The organism is Flavisolibacter ginsengisoli DSM 18119, from assembly GCF_900129295.1.
Taxonomy (GTDB): Bacteria; Bacteroidota; Bacteroidia; order Chitinophagales; family Chitinophagaceae; genus Flavisolibacter; species Flavisolibacter ginsengisoli.
The window spans coordinates 70,785-87,324 of record NZ_FQUU01000005.1 but is presented as its reverse complement, the minus strand read 5'-3'; the positions used below and the strand labels follow the sequence as shown (position 1 = coordinate 87,324).

15 protein-coding genes are annotated in these 16,540 nt (G+C 43.4%); 7 read left to right on the top strand and 8 right to left on the bottom strand.

Translation table 11 applies throughout. The annotated features are described in order from the left end of the window. Positions 1 to 63: 63 nt before the first annotated feature. The 3 genes from BUA53_RS07665 to BUA53_RS07655 form a co-directional block, all read right to left on the bottom strand. A complete protein-coding gene (locus tag BUA53_RS07665) occupies positions 64 to 1,374 on the bottom strand; it encodes a glycoside hydrolase family 10-like protein (RefSeq protein ID WP_072834778.1) in 1,311 nt (436 codons plus the stop codon). A gap of 175 nt (positions 1,375 to 1,549) precedes the next feature. Next, complete coding sequence (locus BUA53_RS07660; protein ID WP_072834777.1) at positions 1,550 to 2,011, bottom strand: MarR family winged helix-turn-helix transcriptional regulator; 462 nt, start codon at positions 2,009 to 2,011, stop codon at positions 1,550 to 1,552. Positions 2,012 to 2,071: 60 nt separating this feature from the next. Then, positions 2,072 to 3,100, bottom strand: a complete 1,029-nt coding sequence (locus BUA53_RS07655) for an SPASM domain-containing protein (RefSeq protein WP_072834924.1) — start codon at positions 3,098 to 3,100, stop codon at positions 2,072 to 2,074. Between the two features lie 379 nt (positions 3,101 to 3,479). Between BUA53_RS07655 and BUA53_RS07650 the strand changes: the two genes are divergently transcribed. After that, positions 3,480 to 4,256 (top strand): glycoside hydrolase family 25 protein, encoded by a 777-nt coding sequence (locus BUA53_RS07650; RefSeq protein ID WP_072834776.1) that lies wholly within the window; start codon positions 3,480 to 3,482, stop codon positions 4,254 to 4,256. An 81-nt stretch (positions 4,257 to 4,337) separates the two neighbouring features. Further along, positions 4,338 to 4,586, top strand: coding sequence for a hypothetical protein (locus BUA53_RS07645; protein WP_072834775.1), 249 nt, complete (start codon positions 4,338 to 4,340; stop codon positions 4,584 to 4,586). 39 nt (positions 4,587 to 4,625) lie between these two features. On the opposite strand, the gene BUA53_RS07640 is transcribed toward BUA53_RS07645, so the two are convergent. Then, on the bottom strand, positions 4,626 to 5,054 hold the full coding sequence (locus tag BUA53_RS07640) for a YybH family protein (protein WP_072834774.1): 429 nt from the start codon (positions 5,052 to 5,054) through the stop codon (positions 4,626 to 4,628). A 142-nt stretch (positions 5,055 to 5,196) separates the two neighbouring features. Here BUA53_RS07640 and BUA53_RS07635 point away from each other — a divergent pair, with 142 nt between their 5' ends. Both BUA53_RS07635 and BUA53_RS07630 read left to right on the top strand, forming a co-directional pair. After that, entirely contained in the window at positions 5,197 to 5,805 is a 609-nt protein-coding gene (locus tag BUA53_RS07635) for an SCO family protein (RefSeq protein ID WP_072834923.1), read from the top strand. A gap of 4 nt (positions 5,806 to 5,809) precedes the next feature. Next, complete coding sequence (locus BUA53_RS07630) at positions 5,810 to 6,253, top strand: Fur family transcriptional regulator (RefSeq protein ID WP_072834773.1); 444 nt, start codon at positions 5,810 to 5,812, stop codon at positions 6,251 to 6,253. A 78-nt stretch (positions 6,254 to 6,331) separates the two neighbouring features. Here the strand turns inward: BUA53_RS07630 and BUA53_RS07625 are convergent, their stop codons facing one another. Both BUA53_RS07625 and BUA53_RS07620 read right to left on the bottom strand, forming a co-directional pair. Then, the gene (locus tag BUA53_RS07625; protein WP_072834772.1) at positions 6,332 to 8,077 is read right to left on the bottom strand and encodes a M3 family oligoendopeptidase; all 1,746 of its coding nucleotides are present in this window, start codon (positions 8,075 to 8,077) and stop codon (positions 6,332 to 6,334) included. A 117-nt stretch (positions 8,078 to 8,194) separates the two neighbouring features. Next, positions 8,195 to 8,770, bottom strand: a complete 576-nt coding sequence (locus BUA53_RS07620) for a DUF5606 family protein (protein WP_072834922.1) — start codon at positions 8,768 to 8,770, stop codon at positions 8,195 to 8,197. Positions 8,771 to 8,889: 119 nt separating this feature from the next. Between BUA53_RS07620 and BUA53_RS07615 the strand changes: the two genes are divergently transcribed. From BUA53_RS07615 to BUA53_RS07605, 3 genes are all read left to right on the top strand, one after another. Then, a complete protein-coding gene (locus BUA53_RS07615; RefSeq protein WP_072834771.1) occupies positions 8,890 to 11,778 on the top strand; it encodes a TonB-dependent receptor domain-containing protein in 2,889 nt (962 codons plus the stop codon). A gap of 150 nt (positions 11,779 to 11,928) precedes the next feature. Further along, on the top strand, positions 11,929 to 12,321 hold the full coding sequence (locus BUA53_RS07610) for a VOC family protein (protein ID WP_072834770.1): 393 nt from the start codon (positions 11,929 to 11,931) through the stop codon (positions 12,319 to 12,321). A gap of 23 nt (positions 12,322 to 12,344) precedes the next feature. Next, a complete protein-coding gene (locus BUA53_RS07605; protein ID WP_084079887.1) occupies positions 12,345 to 12,911 on the top strand; it encodes a DUF4287 domain-containing protein in 567 nt (188 codons plus the stop codon). A gap of 5 nt (positions 12,912 to 12,916) precedes the next feature. On the opposite strand, the gene BUA53_RS07600 is transcribed toward BUA53_RS07605, so the two are convergent. Together BUA53_RS07600 and polA are read right to left on the bottom strand one after the other, a co-directional pair. After that, positions 12,917 to 13,624, bottom strand: a complete 708-nt coding sequence (locus tag BUA53_RS07600; RefSeq protein ID WP_072834920.1) for a DsbA family protein — start codon at positions 13,622 to 13,624, stop codon at positions 12,917 to 12,919. Positions 13,625 to 13,684: 60 nt separating this feature from the next. Then, positions 13,685 to 16,486 (bottom strand): DNA polymerase I, encoded by a 2,802-nt coding sequence (gene polA, locus BUA53_RS07595; protein ID WP_072834769.1) that lies wholly within the window; start codon positions 16,484 to 16,486, stop codon positions 13,685 to 13,687. Positions 16,487 to 16,540 lie beyond the last annotated feature (54 nt).

Sequence of the window (16,540 nt, the reverse complement as noted above, 5' to 3'; positions counted from 1 at the left end):
AAAAGCAAAAGCCTGTAATACATACAGGCCTTTACTTATATTTTTATCTTATCCAGGTTTATGCTAAGGCTTCCCCTTTGTTGGTTTTTTTATATCCATTGGGATCTCTGTTGCTGAAGGCATAACTGAAGGCAAGGTAGCAATACCCCTGTTTGGATTGGGCGGTAGCCATTCCATGGGAGGTACCAGGGCAGGTGTGCTATAATAATTATTACGCAGGCTGTCAGACCATCCATTTGGATTTGACTGAAACGTGGTGCTGCTGAAATATGCACTTCCCTGGATGGTAGGATAGGTTCTTAATAATTTGATCTGGTTAGGCAACTCATTAGGGTTTTTCCAGGCCCGGCTGGAAGGGCTCTTCTCCAGTGCCCTGTAAACGCCCTGGCCAATATACATATGGCGGCCATAAGTATGCTTGCTCCACCAGTCTATCAGTGTTTCATAAGCTACCAGCTTATGACCCATTTCCCAGTATAGCTGTGGGGCTACGTAATCTATCCAACCCTTCTGCAGCCATAATAAGATGTCGGCATACAGGTCATCGTAGTTGGTTTGGCCGGCTTTTGTAGGGCTACCCATAGTATCCTTATCCTGGTTGCGCCAAACCCCAAAAGGTGAAATGCCAAACTTTACCCATGGCTTGGTATCCTTAATGATAAACGCCAGCTTACTTATGATGGAATCAACATTGCTTCTTCTCCAATCTTCTTTGTTTAATCCCCGGGGGTCTTTGGCATAGGAAGCTGCATCCGGAAATTCCCTGCCGGCAATTCTATAAGGGTAGAAGTAATCATCCATGTGAACAGCATCAATATCATAACGGCTTACAATATCCCTGATCACATTCTCCACCCATTGCTGTCCTTCTTTATTTCCCGGGTCAAAATAGGTGGTACCACCATAATTTAGGAACCACTCCGGGTGTAACCTTGTAATATGGGCAGGGGCTATAGAAGCCTTGCCAATAGAAAAATTGGCCCTGTAAGGATTGAGCCAGGCATGAAACTCGAGCCCACGCTTGTGCGATTCTTCAATCATAAACTGCAAAGGATCATAAAAAGGCACCGGGGGTTTACCCTGCACACCTGTCAACCACTGGCTCCATGGTTCATAAGGAGAAGGGTAGAAGGCATCAGTGGCTGGGCGCACCTGCACTATAACCGCATTCATACCATTGCGCACGTGCATATCCAACTGGCGTATAAAATCCGCCTTCTGGCTATCTACATCATACTGCCCCTTTTTGGGCCAGTCGATATTATCAACCGTGGCTATCCAAACGCCGCGAAACTCATACTTGGGTGGCTGAGCCTGTCCAAAAGAATATAAAATGGCTAGTAAAAGGGTGGTGGTGGCTAAAAGGTTCTTCATTATAATGATATGACAGCCGAAAAGTATAAAAATTTAAAACAACAACTCTCAAAGAAAGATTAAAGTGTAAGGATTGTAGACCATACCATGTATTTGATCGGCAGCATGACCAGCAAAAACCACCTAATAAAATGATGAATCAGGCACCTCAAACTCAATAGAATCAACAAAAAGGTCATTCGTCTTCGGAACCCCGAAGCTTGTCTAAAATAGTAGTAAGCATTTCAGCATCCTTTTCCGAAAGCTTGCCCATGATGTTTGAAATGCTGTCTGTTTCAGCATCCACTCTCTTTAATAGCTTCTGACCTTTTTCGGTAATCACCACATCTACCAGGCGTTTGTCGGCAGTGCAGGTAGTTTTTTTCACCAGGTCTTTTGCTACCAGGCGGTCCACAATACGGCTGGTATCACTCATTTTATCCAGCATGCGCTCCCGAATTTGAAGGGTTGACAACGGTTTAGGATGACTGCCTCTTAATATCCGAAGAATGTTGAACTGCTGGTGGGTTACATCAAAGCGGGCCAGGTTTTCCTTGATCTTCTCAATGGCCCAGCCATAGGTATATAGCAGGTTTATCAGCGCTTTATGACGGGCACTGGAAAACTTTTCCTGGTGTATGTCTTTTTCTATACCCACAAGTAATGATACAAATAATATTATTATGTAACAATGATGTGATTCCTTGCTACCTTTTACTTAACCCCACACCTTCACGCCTTCAGAGCAATTGGCACATATATCAATATTCTTACGGCTCTGAAGCACCTGGCTGCGGAAATGACGGTAGTTCTTATTGTGCCAAAGCTCTTTAAAGCTTTGCTGGCTTAGATCACCCAACTTATGTTTGGCATCCTTGTCAAAGCAGCAGGGCACCACAGATCCATCCCAGGTAATAACCGGATCGTGCCAAAGCCGCCAGCAATGGTTGGCATTATTGCCTTTGAACGCCATTTTACCGCTTTTATCCTTTTTGTAGCGGCTGTATTTCTGTATGGTGGGAATCAGTTGGTTAGGATCATTCTCATAATCATAGACCTGCGCCGTTTTCAGGCGTACCTGGTCCACTCCAATTTCCTTTGCCAAACGGTGTACTTCTTCTATCTGGTGTTCATTGTGCCGCACTACCAGGAACTGGAAAATTATAAAAGGTGTCTTGCTGCGCAATTCCTTTTTCCATTTCACAATGTTGGCCGCTCCCTCCAGTACTTTGTCCAGTTTTCCGCCTACCCGGTATTGCTGGTAGGTATCCTGCGTGGTACCATCTATGGAGATGATCAGGCGGTCCAGCCCACTCTCCACCGTTCTTTTGGCATTTTTATCATTCAGGTAGTGGGCATTGGTGGATGTGGCGGTGTAGATCTTCTTTTGCGTGGCATACTGCACCATGTCCAGGAAATCCGGGTTCAGGTAGGGCTCTCCCTGGAAATAAAATACCAGGTAGGTCAGCTCCTTATACATCTGGTCGATGGTCTCACGGAAAAAGTCCTTCTTCAACATGCCTGTAGGCCTTGAAAAAGCCCTCAGTCCACTTGGGCACTCCGGGCATCGAAGGTTGCAGGAAGTAGTTGGCTCAAAAGAAATAGAGATAGGATACCCCCACTGGATGCTTTTCTTCAGCCATTTACTGAGATGATAGCTGCTCACCACTTTCAACCCATTCAGCGCACGACGGGGTGTTATTTTAGTAAGAAAATTCACACTATCATTCCAGTTAAACTGCGGCATGGTGCAATTTACTCGTGAATTATGAATAATGCCTATATACCAATCTTTCTTTTTCAGCCTAGTAGGTTCAACCCTAATACCGGTCTTTCTGCCTTTTTCTGCCTGGCTACTCCCTATCTGCCCCCTACCTAAGTTATAGCTGCAGTATAGATACTGCGTGATCACCACGCAGTATCTATACTGTTCCTATACTGTTGATAGGGCGTTGATAGGAAGAAGCTATAGAACAGAAAGGAAGGAAATAAGGAGGAACCTTTATCCAGGACGGTTTCACTTATGAATCTAATTCATTGCAACTAAAGGCCTATAAGTAGTAAAAGAATGTTTAATTGCTTATAAACGGTTGTTGTTGACAAGGGAAACTTCCTAACATTGCAAAGTGGCAAGCAGAAAAAAATCACGTAACCGTTATTTGGGGCCTATTATTTTCATCTCCATTGTTTCTGCCGGCTGCTTTCTCCTGTACCTGGGCTACCTGTGGTACAAGACGGAAGAACTGAAGTTTATCACTTACCCCGAGTTCGGAATCCCCATTCCTTATGAATACGAGATACACGGGATTGATGTTTCCAAATACCAGCAGAAGATAGCCTGGGAGGCCGTAAAGGACATGCAGGTGCAGCATATAAAACTGGGTTTTGCTTTCATGAAGGCTACTGAAGGCAACGGTAATTATGACAGTTATTTTAAGCGCAACTGGAAGAAGGCTAAGGAAGCAGGCATTACCAGGGGAGCCTACCACTTCTTTATTGCTACTAAAGATGGAAAGACGCAGGCCAATAATTTTATCAATCATGTGAAGCTGGAGAGCGGCGACCTGCCACCTGTGCTGGATGTGGAGCAGACCTTTGGAGCTTCGCCGGCACAGGTGAGAGAACAAATGAAGGAATGGCTGGATGCTGCCGAAGCGTATTATGGCGTGCGCCCCATCATTTATACTTATATAGACTTTTATGAAAAGAACCTGGATGGGTATTTTGATGAATATCCATTGTGGGTGGCTCACTACCTGCAGCCCCACCAGCCCCGCATCAAAAGGCAATGGACCTTCTGGCAGCACAGCGAAAAAGGCAGGGTAAACGGTATTTTATCAAGGGTGGACTTTAATGTGTTCAATGGAGACTCTGCCGAATTCAGATTGTTACTGGTGCCATAGGATTTGCCTGGTATTTGTTTCATGATCTTCATCATTCCATGCAACCATGGTTTGCTTAACTTGCCTTCTTAAGCAAGAACTATGGATGAATACAACCAGGGGATTGACCCTGAAATAAAACGCTTTTTCAAAAAGATCATCAACTCGTTTTCCTATGGTCTGCTTTGGTTATTGAGCATGTTTACGGCGGGATTGTTCTTTGACCTGGGCATTACCCATAATGGTATAAAATGGTATAATATAGTTTTCTATATAGTGGCCATAACGTCCTTTATTTTCCTACTGATGTATTTCTACCGACTTTGGAAAAAAGGAAATCCTTTGTTGTAAGCCTTAGTTGTCCTGTTGTATAATAATTCTCCTGTACGCTCACGAGCTATGATCAGAAATGATCACCCATCTGCCTTTAATTTTCCGCAGCAGCAGGTCGTAGTGACCACTAATATCGCCAATACTTCTTGTTAACATCCATTTGCCCACCACATAGCAATACATCACAGATAAGCGCTTTACCTGGATGATGTTAAATGAAAGCTTGCCCATAGCCGCCGTATCGGGATATCCTTTTTTATAGTTGGCAAGTGTTTCATTCCACCCCCATTTAATGCCATTCTTGCCGATAAACATCAGGGAATCGCTTTTCCAATAGGTTTGCATGAATGCTTCCAGGTCGCCACGGTTCCAGGCTTCCACCTGCGTTTGCAATAAATTCCTGATCTGCTGCTCGTCCTTTGACTGCGCCTGGCTGATAGATGCCGAAACAAATAAAATAGCAGTAAACAACAATTTTAATCTCATACATGCTTTTTTGGGCAGCAATAAATATACAGTAATGCTATTGTATTATGGAAGAGCAATAGCCTGAGAGGGGGATCAAAATCCTGTTAATCCATATTCCCTGTAGGCACTGATGTCTACCTTTGCTGCAATACCCCTGGTTATGTCAAAAAGGATGATTTTTTACATTGTATTCTTTGCTGTGCTGGTCATTGGTTTTTTTGGATTCATATCCTATTCCATTCCTGGTTTTATGAAGCCCAAGTTGCCGCCCATCAGTACTGTAAAACCCTTTGCGTTTATTAACCAGGATGGGGGATACACAACGGAAAAGGACCTCGCGGGCAAAGTAGCAGTGGTGAACTTCTTTTTCACAACCTGCAAGTCAGTTTGTCCCAAAATGAACAATAACCTGAAGCCTGTGTATGAGCAGTATAAGAATAACCCCGATTTCATCATTGTTTCCCATACTTCAGATCCGGAAAGAGATTCTGCTTCGGTATTGAAAAGATATTCAGACTCCATGGGAGTTGACAATAAAACATGGATATTCCTGACAGGAAGAAAGGACAGCCTGTACAGTGCAGCAAGGCATAGTTATAAGATTGACGACCCCAAAAACTTTGTGCAGGATATTAATGATGATTTTTTACACACACAATTCATAGCTTTAATTAATAAGAAAGGAGATGTTGTTAAGATCTACGATGGCATAAAGCCTTCAGAAGTAAAAGAAATGGAAGTGGATATTTCCAAACTTTTGAAAGAATAAACAAATGGCCCAGGCCGAAAACAAATCTACCAATAGTCGTTTAAACGAAATATTAAGACGTAAGAACCTAAGTGTTACTGATAGCCGCAGAAAGATCCTGACGCTTTTCCTCAGCACGCCTGATGCTATGGCGCACGGGGATATTGAGAAAAAGGCAGGCGAAAAGTTTGACAGGGTAACGATTTACCGCACACTCCAAACCTTTGTTGAAAAAGGTATCGTTCACACCATACCTACGGCAGATAATTCTGTGCTCTATGCATTATGCAAGGACTGCGCAGAAGGGCATCACCATGATGACCATGTACACTTTGTCTGCTCACAATGTGACCGGACCATTTGCCTTGATGATGTTGTCTCTCCCAAAATAGATCTTCCTGAAGGTTATATTGCCGACAATGTACAGGTGGTGATCCATGGCACCTGCAAGGATTGTAATAATAAATGATACAGGAGCTTGTAGCTTTATAACAAAGAGAGGCCCCTGATAAGGACCCCTTTTTGTTATAATGTAGTTCTATTGTTTTTAGGAATGGTGCGTGATCTTTTCCATTTCATTCTGCACGAATAACATCAGCTCACTAATATAATCAGGAGCAAAACTGAACTTCAAGCCAGCAGCCTTGTATAGCTCAGGCAAGGTACGCGTTCCCCCCAGTTTGAGTGCAGTGATATAATGATCAATAGCCTTGTTCTTATCTTCTTTAAATTGCTTCCACAGTCCAATAGCACCTAGTTGAGCAATGCCATATTCGATATAATAAAAAGGCACTTCATACAGGTGCAGCTGGCGTTGCCAGGAATACTTACGGTATTCTTCAAGGCCGGTAACATCCAGGGCAACAGATGTGTATTGGTTTAATATTGTTCTCCAGCTTTCTGCTCTTTCCTCCAGGGTATGCTGTGGATTTTCATAAACCCAGTGCTGGAATTTATCGATCGTTGCTATCCATGGGAAGATGGTAAGCACCCTTTCCAGTTGTTGCTGCTTTGCCCTTTTCAGGTCTTCTTTATTGTCAAAAAATACATCCCAGTAATCCATACTGAATAGCTCCATGGTCATACTGGCCACTTCTGCTATTTCCATCGGATATTCTTTGAAAGCTGTAAGGGGTAAGTTATGCGTGAGGAATGAGTGGATGGCATGGCCACCTTCATGCACCATGGTGGTGACATCACTCATCTGGCCTGCAGCATTCATGAATATAAATGGTGCTCCCGTTTCAGGCAACGGGCAATTGTAACCGCCTGGTGCCTTTCCTTTCCTGCTGTCCAGGTCCAGTCTTCCCATCTCTTTCATCTTTGTAAGACATTCTCCGAAAAAGGGATGCATCTGGTTGAAACAGGCTATGGTCTTATTTACCAGCTCTTCTCCATTTACAAAAGGCGTCAAGGGCTTTACACCTTCGGGTTCTGCATCGGTATCCCATGGGCGTAGTGAATCAAGTCCCAGTTTCTGGCGCTTCCTGTCATAAACGAAATCTACCAGTGGAAGCATTTGTGTTCTTACGGCTTCATGAAACTGGAAGCAATCTTCTTTGGTATAATCAAACCTGCCAAGGTCTTCGAATTTATAATCGCGGTAATTTTCAAAGCCTGCATTTTTCGCTACCTGGTCGCGTTTTTGCACCAGCGTAGTGAACATGTCATTGAGCTTATCCTTATCCAGTAATCTTCTTTCCTGTATTTTTCTGTATACTTCTTCACGAATGGAGCGCTCAGGATTTTCCAGGAACTTGCTGGCCTGCTGCAGTGTATACTCTCTTCCCTGCATTTCTATGCTCATCTTGCCGGATATAACACCGTATTGTTGTGCCAGCACTGATATCTCAGCCTGCAGCGGAATATTCTTTTCCCTGAAAAGCTCTATGTTCTTTTTTACATTCCTGAGGTAAACCTTATAGCCTTCTGCATCTAACTGTGAAGTATACTCATTTTCTACCAGCTTACGATTGAGCTTATCAGCAAAAGGCTGGATCTTTGGCTGGATCTCCATTACGAAATACGTAAAGGCATCTTCCAGCTCTTTATTTTCAGTATCGCAGGTCATGCGGATCTGTCTCCATGCTGCATCCTCGCCAATAACAGCTTCCACCTCGCTCATATCCATCAACCAGTCTTCCAATGCTTTCTTTGAAGGGATAGGACGCTCCAGCAATTCTTTAAAATAAGGCTCCAACGTAGCCCAGTCAGTTACTTTAAAGTTGGCTGGTAAATAATTGCGGGGCACACTGGTTATCTGGGCTGAATAACTGATCTCTTGCTCTTCCATATTGGTTTAATTTAACAGGTAGGGTGAATCAAAGGAACAGGTTCTGACACCCGTTCCATGAAACCATTAATGGTGGAATATTGTAATTTTTGCCATGCTATATGGCAAAGGCAATAATTATTCCTCTGACTTTTTCTTACGTGTTCTTTTAGGCTTTTCTGTTTCTTCACCAGCAGGTTCTGCCTCAGCTTTAGGAGTGGCAGTTTTTGCTTTAGCCTTTGTTTTAGCCGGCTTTTCAGCAACTGCTTCAGATACGGCAGCTACTTCTTCCTGTACTGGCACTTCTGCGTTTTCCTCTTCAGGAGCTTCTTCCTTACGTGTATAATCTATTTTGTTGTTCTCTATTACTTCATACCACTTGATCATCTTCTTCATGTCGCTGCTGTATACACGATCGAAATCAAGATCAGGATATACTTTTTCAAAGTATGATTTCAATGCTTTATTATCTTTTACATCTGGCATGGCAGCATCACTGGCTTTCATGGCAGTAAATATATCAGCCAACTGTACGTTATCTCTTACAGTATATACTTCAATGCTTTCCAGGTGTGAAAGGTTGTGCACTCTGGATGAAACGAATTTAGTGCTCTGATCTTCCAAAGACCGCACAATGGCGCCATCAGATTTACTACTTACCACTTCAAATAAGCCCGGCATGCCAGTTACGGCTACTATTCTGTTATACTCCATATACGAAATTTTTGGGGCTGCAATATAAACCGATTTATTAGCATTAATTAACCTGAATTCCAGATAGGGGGGCATGGTTTTTACCAACTTTGTACCGGAATAGCCCTTAAACCAGTATCATGAACAGAAGAATGTTGTTGTCAGGAGTTCTTTTTTTAATCCTTTCCGCCCTCAATGCCCAAACGCTCAAAATACAGGGAACAGTAGTAGACCAGCAACGAAAGGTGCCTTTGCAGGGTGCCACGGTAAAGCTCAAAAGCGCTACCAATTCATTGATATTAAAGACACAGTTGTCTGATTCAACAGGCGCTTTTATATTTTCCGAATTAACACCTGACAGTTTTCAACTATCCATATCTTTTGTTGGTTTTAATACCGTAACCAGGAATATACGCCTGGATAGTTCAGATATAAGCGTAACTGTGAATTTAGTACCAGGCTCATCGCAGGAGTTGGCCACTGTTATTATTACTTCTAAGCCCCCTGTAGCCGTGCAGAAAGGAGATACATTGCAGATCAGCGCAGACCAGTTTAAGGTAAATCCTGATGCCAGCGGGGAAGACCTTGTAAAGAAAGTGCCCGGGATCACCATTGAAAATGGACAGGTGAAAGCACAGGGCGAGAACGTGCAAAAAGTAACTATTGATGGCCGTGAACTGTTTGGAGATGATGCCACGGCAGCTTTGCGCAACCTCCCGGCAGAGATCATTGACAAGATCCAGATCTTCGACAGGCTGAGTGACCAGGCCCAGTTTACAGGCTTTGATGATGGCAATACCAATAAATCGATAAACATTGTTACCAAGGCCAATATGCGTAATGGTCAGTTTGGAAGGGTGTATGCCGGCTATGGTACGGATGCTCATTATTCAGCTGGTGGAAATGCCACCATATTGAAAGATAACCGGCGTATATCACTGGTTGGCAATTTTAATAATACTAACCAGCAGAACTTTTCACAACAGGATCTTTTAGGTGTTACCAGCAACTCGCAACGCGGGGGCGGTGGTGGCAACCGCGGTGGCGGGGGCAGGCCCCAGGGAGGTGGCAATCGCGGCGGTGGTGGTGGAGGAGGCTTTTCAGGCAATTTTGGCAACAGCAGTAATTTCCTGGTAGGACAGCAAAATGGCATCAACAAGACCAATGCCTTTGGTGTCAACTATAGTGACCTTTGGGGCAAAAAAATAACGACCACGGGAAGTTATTTTTACAACCATACCAATAATAACACGAACGAAATTGCTAACACACAATATATAACCGGAAAGCCTGATGACATTAGTGATGTATCGGATACGACAATAGCAGGAAGTCGGAATACCAACCATAGGATTAATCTCAGGATGGAATACAAAATAGACTCCAATAATCAGTTGATTATTACACCAAACCTGAGTTTCCAGGATAATAATTCTGACAGGAATGTCAGTAGCCTTACTCATTTCTTTCCCCAGGGATCTGGTTCCATAAATATCAATCAGAATATTACCAACAGTACGCGCTCTGGTAATAACCTAAACAACAATATTTTGTACCGCCATTCCTTTGCTAAAAAAGGCAGGACCTTTTCTGTTAACCTGAATACTTCTTCTAACAAGAGGGATGGAGAGACATACGTACAAACCTTCTCGCAATACCTTGATAATAATGGAGCCGGGGAAGACACTACATCCAATCGTTTTGCCAACCAGGCAAGCAATGGCATGCAGCTATCTACCAACCTTGCCTATACCGAGCCACTGGGCACTAAGTCACAGTTGCAATTCAACTACAATCCCAGTTATGCTACAAGCAAATCAAACCAGCAAACCTATGCCCTGGATCCGGCTGATAATAAATATTCAGTGTTCCTGAACAACTTTTCCAATGATTTTGAAACCCGCACCAGGGCACAGAATGCAGGTGTTTCCTACCGGCTGGGTGACAGGGACAGGCAAATTTCTTTTGGTGTGAATTACCAGCATACAAACCTGAACAGCGAGCGTATATTACCCATAGTGGCCAGGGTGGATAAGAGCTTTGATAACATATTACCCAATGCCATGATCCGCTACAAGCTTTCCCCAAAAAGCAGCATAAGGCTTTTTTACAGGGCCAACGTGAACCAGCCTTCTGTCACACAATTACAGGATGTGCTGGACCCCACCAATGCGCCTGTGTATACGCTGGGGAATCCTGACCTGAACCAGCAGTATATGCATACCGTAAGTGGGCGCTATACATTTACAGATCCGGCAAAAGGATTGTTGCTAGTGGGTAATATCTTTTACCAGACCGCACAGGATTATATTGCCAATGCCTCTTATAATTCAAGAGATACTGTTATCAATGGTGAAAAGATCAGTGGTGCATACAGATTGAGTAAGCCTGTCAACCTGGATGGATACAGAAGCCTACGTTCCTTCCTCACTTTTGCTGTGCCCATGAAGTTCATTAAATCAAATTTCAACCTGAATGGAGGGGTTACGTTCAGCAAGTTGCCGGGTATTATTAATGGATTGCAGAATGAAACAGATAATACTACCTATACGGCCGGTGCTGTTATCGCCAGTAACGTAAGCCAGTATGTTGATTTCACTGTATCTTATTCAGCCAATTTCAATAACGTAAAAAACCAGTTGCAACCTGCTTCCAATGACCATTACTTCCAGCATGTGGCAGGACTGCAGTTGAACCTGTTATCAAAATCTGGCTGGTTCTTCCAGAATGATCTGAACAACCAATATTACAGTGGACTGAGTGCAGGCTTCAACCAGGACTACTGGCTCTGGAATATGAGTGGGGGCAAGAAGATCCTGAAAAATCAGAAGGGAGAGTTGAAGCTGAGTGTGTTTGACCTGCTCAAGCAAAACAGGAGCATTACACGTGACGTTACCAGTGAATATATCCAGGATGTGCAAAACCAGGTGCTGCAGCAGTATTTCATGCTGACTTTTACCTACAACCTGCGCAATTTTGGAACAGCAGCAGCCAGGGCTGCCAACAGGGCCAACAGGTGGGGCAATTAAAAATGTAAAATGTAAATGTAAAAATGGTTTGCCGGGGATGAAACGCTTGTGGCGAAGATTTCAGAGCCTTAGGTTTTCCTTTCTTCATTTTCCTTTTGAATTTTACATTTTACCTTCATTCCTCTCTAACTTTATTGAAACACTACTGCTATGATCTTTAAGAATGCTATAAGCTGGTTTGAAATACCAGCTACAGATATTGACAGGGCGCAGAAGTTTTACGAAGCTATCCTTGGTGTTTCCCTGGTATCCAATGATCTTCCCCATTTGCAAATGCGGATGTTCCCGATAGGTGATACACAAACAGGCGTTGGCGGAGCCTTATGCAAATCGGCTGAGTTTTATAAGCCATCTGCAACTGATGGCCCTTTGATATACTTTAACGCCAATCCAGATGTGCAAAGAATCCTGGACAAAGTGGAAGCAGCTGGTGGGAAAATAATTGTTCCAAAAACAGAGATCTCTCCTGAGCATGGGCACATGGCAGTCTTTATTGACTCTGAAGGAAACAGGATTGCCCTGCACAGCATAGCACAGCATTAATACACACTTCAACCATTCATATCATGTCAACAGAATCCATTAAAAAAGCCGTTGATAGCCAGGTAAAGAACCTGGAGGAAAAAACCGGGAAGAGTATTAACGAGTGGAAAAGCATTGTAAATAACAGTGGCCTGGAAAAGCACGGGGAACTGGTAGCAATGCTAAAAGATAAGTATGGCATAGGGCATGGCTATGCCAATATGGTGGTGCATCAAGCAAAGGAAACTGGTGCTGCCTCTTCCGCAGATGATGAATTGGTAACAGAACAATATAAAGGCAAAGAAGCGCTGAAGGAATTATATGACATATTGATAAAAGAGATTCATCAATTTGGTCCGGATGTGGAGCTGGCGCCTAAAAAAGCATACGTGAGTGTGAGAAGAAAAAAGCAGTTTGCCATCCTGCAGCCTTCCACCAAAACAAGACTGGATGTAGGACTGATGTTAAAGGACACACCTGCTTCGGGTAAACTGGAAGCAGCGGGAAGCTGGAACGCTATGTGTACGCATAGAATCAAGTTAGAAAGCAGTGCCGACATCACTCCACAACTGATCAAATGGATCAGGCAATCATATGACCTGGCAGGATAAAAGAATTAGCTGGCCGCCTGTAATTCCTGCCGGACATTTTCTATCCTTTGCTTCAAGGTTTCATGATCAGTATAACCCTGTGCCAGCAAGTAGAATTTTGAATCACTCACCTGCATCAATACGCAGGGAAAACCTGTAACCTGCAATTGCTTCACTAATGCAAATTCGTAATAGGCCTTCTCTTTGTATTCCTCGCTTTGCAGCTTTGTATAAAATTCCTCCTCAGGGATGCCATATTTCTGTACCAGGTGACGGTAGGCTTCCTTGTCTGTCAGGTCTCTGCCTTCATAGTTCAATGCATATTGAATATCACTGGCGATGAATACTGCCTTTTCGGGAAAATATTCTTTGAAAATGCATAATGCAATAGCCGGCAATGTTGATTCGGGATACCAGTCACTTTCATCAGCATGAAAGATGTGCCAGAGGAAATCTTCTCCGAATTTTATTCCTGTCAATTCTTCTACATTCTTATAGGCTTTTTGAATAAACGGCGCGATAGCACTGATATGCCTTGGCTTTTCTTCGAATATCATACCTCCGGAAAGCACCTCGAAATCAAACACGTCTTTATATTCAGTAGCTATCTGTGTCATTCCCTTGCTGAATCCATAACACCAGCCACAATAAGCATCATAACAATAATAAATGATGCTTTTGCTGAAATCCCCTGGTTCCTGGTGATCACCTATTTCCTTTAGATCTTCACTCATGTCATTCATTTTACAAATGCTTCTAATAATTATAACGGGCAAGCCATTATACACCTCTTATTAATGCGCTTCCAGCCAGTTGTCTCCTTCTCCTACCTCGGCCAGGATAGGAATCCCGTTTGGAAGTGTCATGGCAGATTGCATGCAATCCAGGATCACTGGTTTTATAAGTTCCACTTCATCACGTGTAGCATCAAAGACCAGTTCATCATGCACCTGCAGGATCATCTTCGACTTGAATTTGTGTTCTTTAAATGCTTTATCGATCTTAACCATGGCCAGCTTGATCATATCCGCCGCTGTGCCCTGTATGGGTGAGTTAATGGCATTGCGTTCGGCATAACCACGAACGGTGAAATTGCCGGAATTAATATCCCGCAACCAGCGCTTACGTCCCAGTATAGTCTGTACATAGCCATGCTCCTGGCAGTAATGGATCATGTCAGCCATATACTTGGTAATTCCGGAGAACTCTTTCTTATAATTATCTATGATCTCTTTTGCTTCCGTTCGGCTGATGCCCAGGTTCTCAGCCAGTCCGAAGGCACCCTGGCCATATATGATTCCAAAGTTGACACTCTTGGCCTTCCGGCGCATTTCCTTAGTTACTGTTTCCTCCTCTATACCATACACTTTTGCTGCGGTGGCAGTGTGCACATCCTTATTATTCCTGAATGCTTCACACATGCTGGGATCTGCGCTGAGAGCAGCCACAATACGTAGTTCTATCTGTGAGTAGTCAGCACTTACAATCACATGGTCCGCATCCCGGGCAATGAATGCCTTGCGGATCTCCCGGCCTCTGTCAGTACGAATAGGAATATTTTGAAGGTTAGGATTATTGCTTGCCAACCTGCCTGTAACTGCTACAGCCTGGCCATAGGTAGTGTGTACCCTTCCCGTCTTCTTATTGATCAAAAGAGGAAGCGCATCCACATAAGTGGATTTTAATTTAGTATACTCACGGTAAGCCAGGATATCATCAGCCACCGGGTGCACTACAGCCATCTTTCTCAACACATCTTCACCTGTTGCATACTGACCTGTCTTTGTCTTTTTAGCTTTTGGGTCAAGCTTCAATTTCTCAAACAATACTTCTCCCAGTTGTTTCGGCGATCCCAGGTTGAACCTAACGCCTGCAGCTTCATATACTTTTTCCTCATGCACCCTTGATTCAATATCCAAAACCCTTGAATATTCATGCAGGAAATCCATATCGATCCTTACACCTTCAAATTCCATTGCTGTCAATACGGGCACCAATGGATTCTCTACTTCGTAATAAATATGCTCTAATTCAAGCTTTTGAAGTTTAGGAATAAAGATATTTTTGAATTGAAGCGTAACATCAGCATCTTCAGCCGCATAGTCCTTCACCTTTTCAATTTCAATATCTTTCATACACAACTGGTTCCTTCCTTTTTTCCCAATCAGCTCTTCTATGTGTATGGGTTCGTAATTCAGGTATTTGGCACTCAGCCAATCCATATTGCTTTTACCATCCGGCTCTATCAGGTAATGGGCCAGCATAGTATCCAAGAGTTTTCCTTTTATCTCAACACCATACCATTTCAATATCAAAAGATCATACTTGATGTTATGGCCTATCCATGTCCTGGTATCATCATTGAACAGTGCAGAGAAACGCCCGAGAATATTTTTAGTGGCATCCACATCATCACATGGAACAGGTACATACCACCCCTGGTGTGGCCGCACTGAAAAACTCAAACCAACCAGGTCGGCATCATTGGCGTCGATGCTTGTTGTTTCTGTATCAAAAGATATCTCCTGGTATTTATTCAGCTCTTCCAGCAACATGCTGAATTCCGCTTCGCTTTCCACCAATTCATATTCATGTGGCGTATTAGTGATATTTTTTCCTGGCTGTACAACGGTGATCACTTCAGTTTCCTCTTCAACCCCATTGCTACCAAATAATTCTGTTTGTAAACCATTACCAGACTTCCTGGTACCAGCAGCATCTGTTTCTTCACCAAGCAGGCGTTTCAATACGGTTTTAAATTCCAGGTCAGTCAGTACTTCCCTAAGAGCATCGGTGTTCCAGTCCTTGATCAAAAAGTCTTCTTCATGGAAATCAACCGGTACGGAAGTAATGATGGTTGCCAGTTTTTTAGACATGATAGCATCTTCTCTTCCATTTCTCACTTTTTCACCCAGCGCACCTTTGATGTTATCAGCATTGGCCAATACATTTTCAAGGGTCTTATATTCTGTAAGCAGTTTGCATGCAGTCTTTTGACCAACACCTGCAATGCCCGGGATATTATCCACGGCATCACCCATCAAGCCAAGGATATCTATTACCTGGTCAACAGAATCAATACACCATTTATCGCACACTTCTTTTGGTCCCATGATCTCGACATCGCCACCCTGGTAGCCGGGCTTGTAGATCTTTACCTTGTCGCTTACCAACTGGCCATAATCTTTATCAGGTGTAACCATGAACACATTATAGCCTCTTGCCTCTGCTTGTTTGCTTAATGTACCTATTACATCATCTGCCTCGTAGCCATCGCTTTCAATGATAGGAATATTCAGGGCTTTGATGATCCTTTTTATATCCGGAATAGCAAGTGTGATGTCTTCGGGGGCTTCCTGCCGGTGTGCTTTATAATCAGCAAAATCAGTATGTCTTTCTGTGGGGGCGGCTGTATCAAAACATACAGCCATATGTGTTGGCTTCTGGTTGTTGATCAATTCTATGATCGTATTGGTAAAGCCGAATTGGGCGTTTGTATTTTTCCCTTTGGAAGTGATACGCGGGTTGCGGATCAGGGCATAGTAAGCCCTGAAAATTAAGGCCATCGCATCCAGCAAAAACAGTCTTTTGTCCATGCCGGCGAAGTTAGTCAAATACCTTACTGTAAAGGTTTAGAAAATGCAAAACCC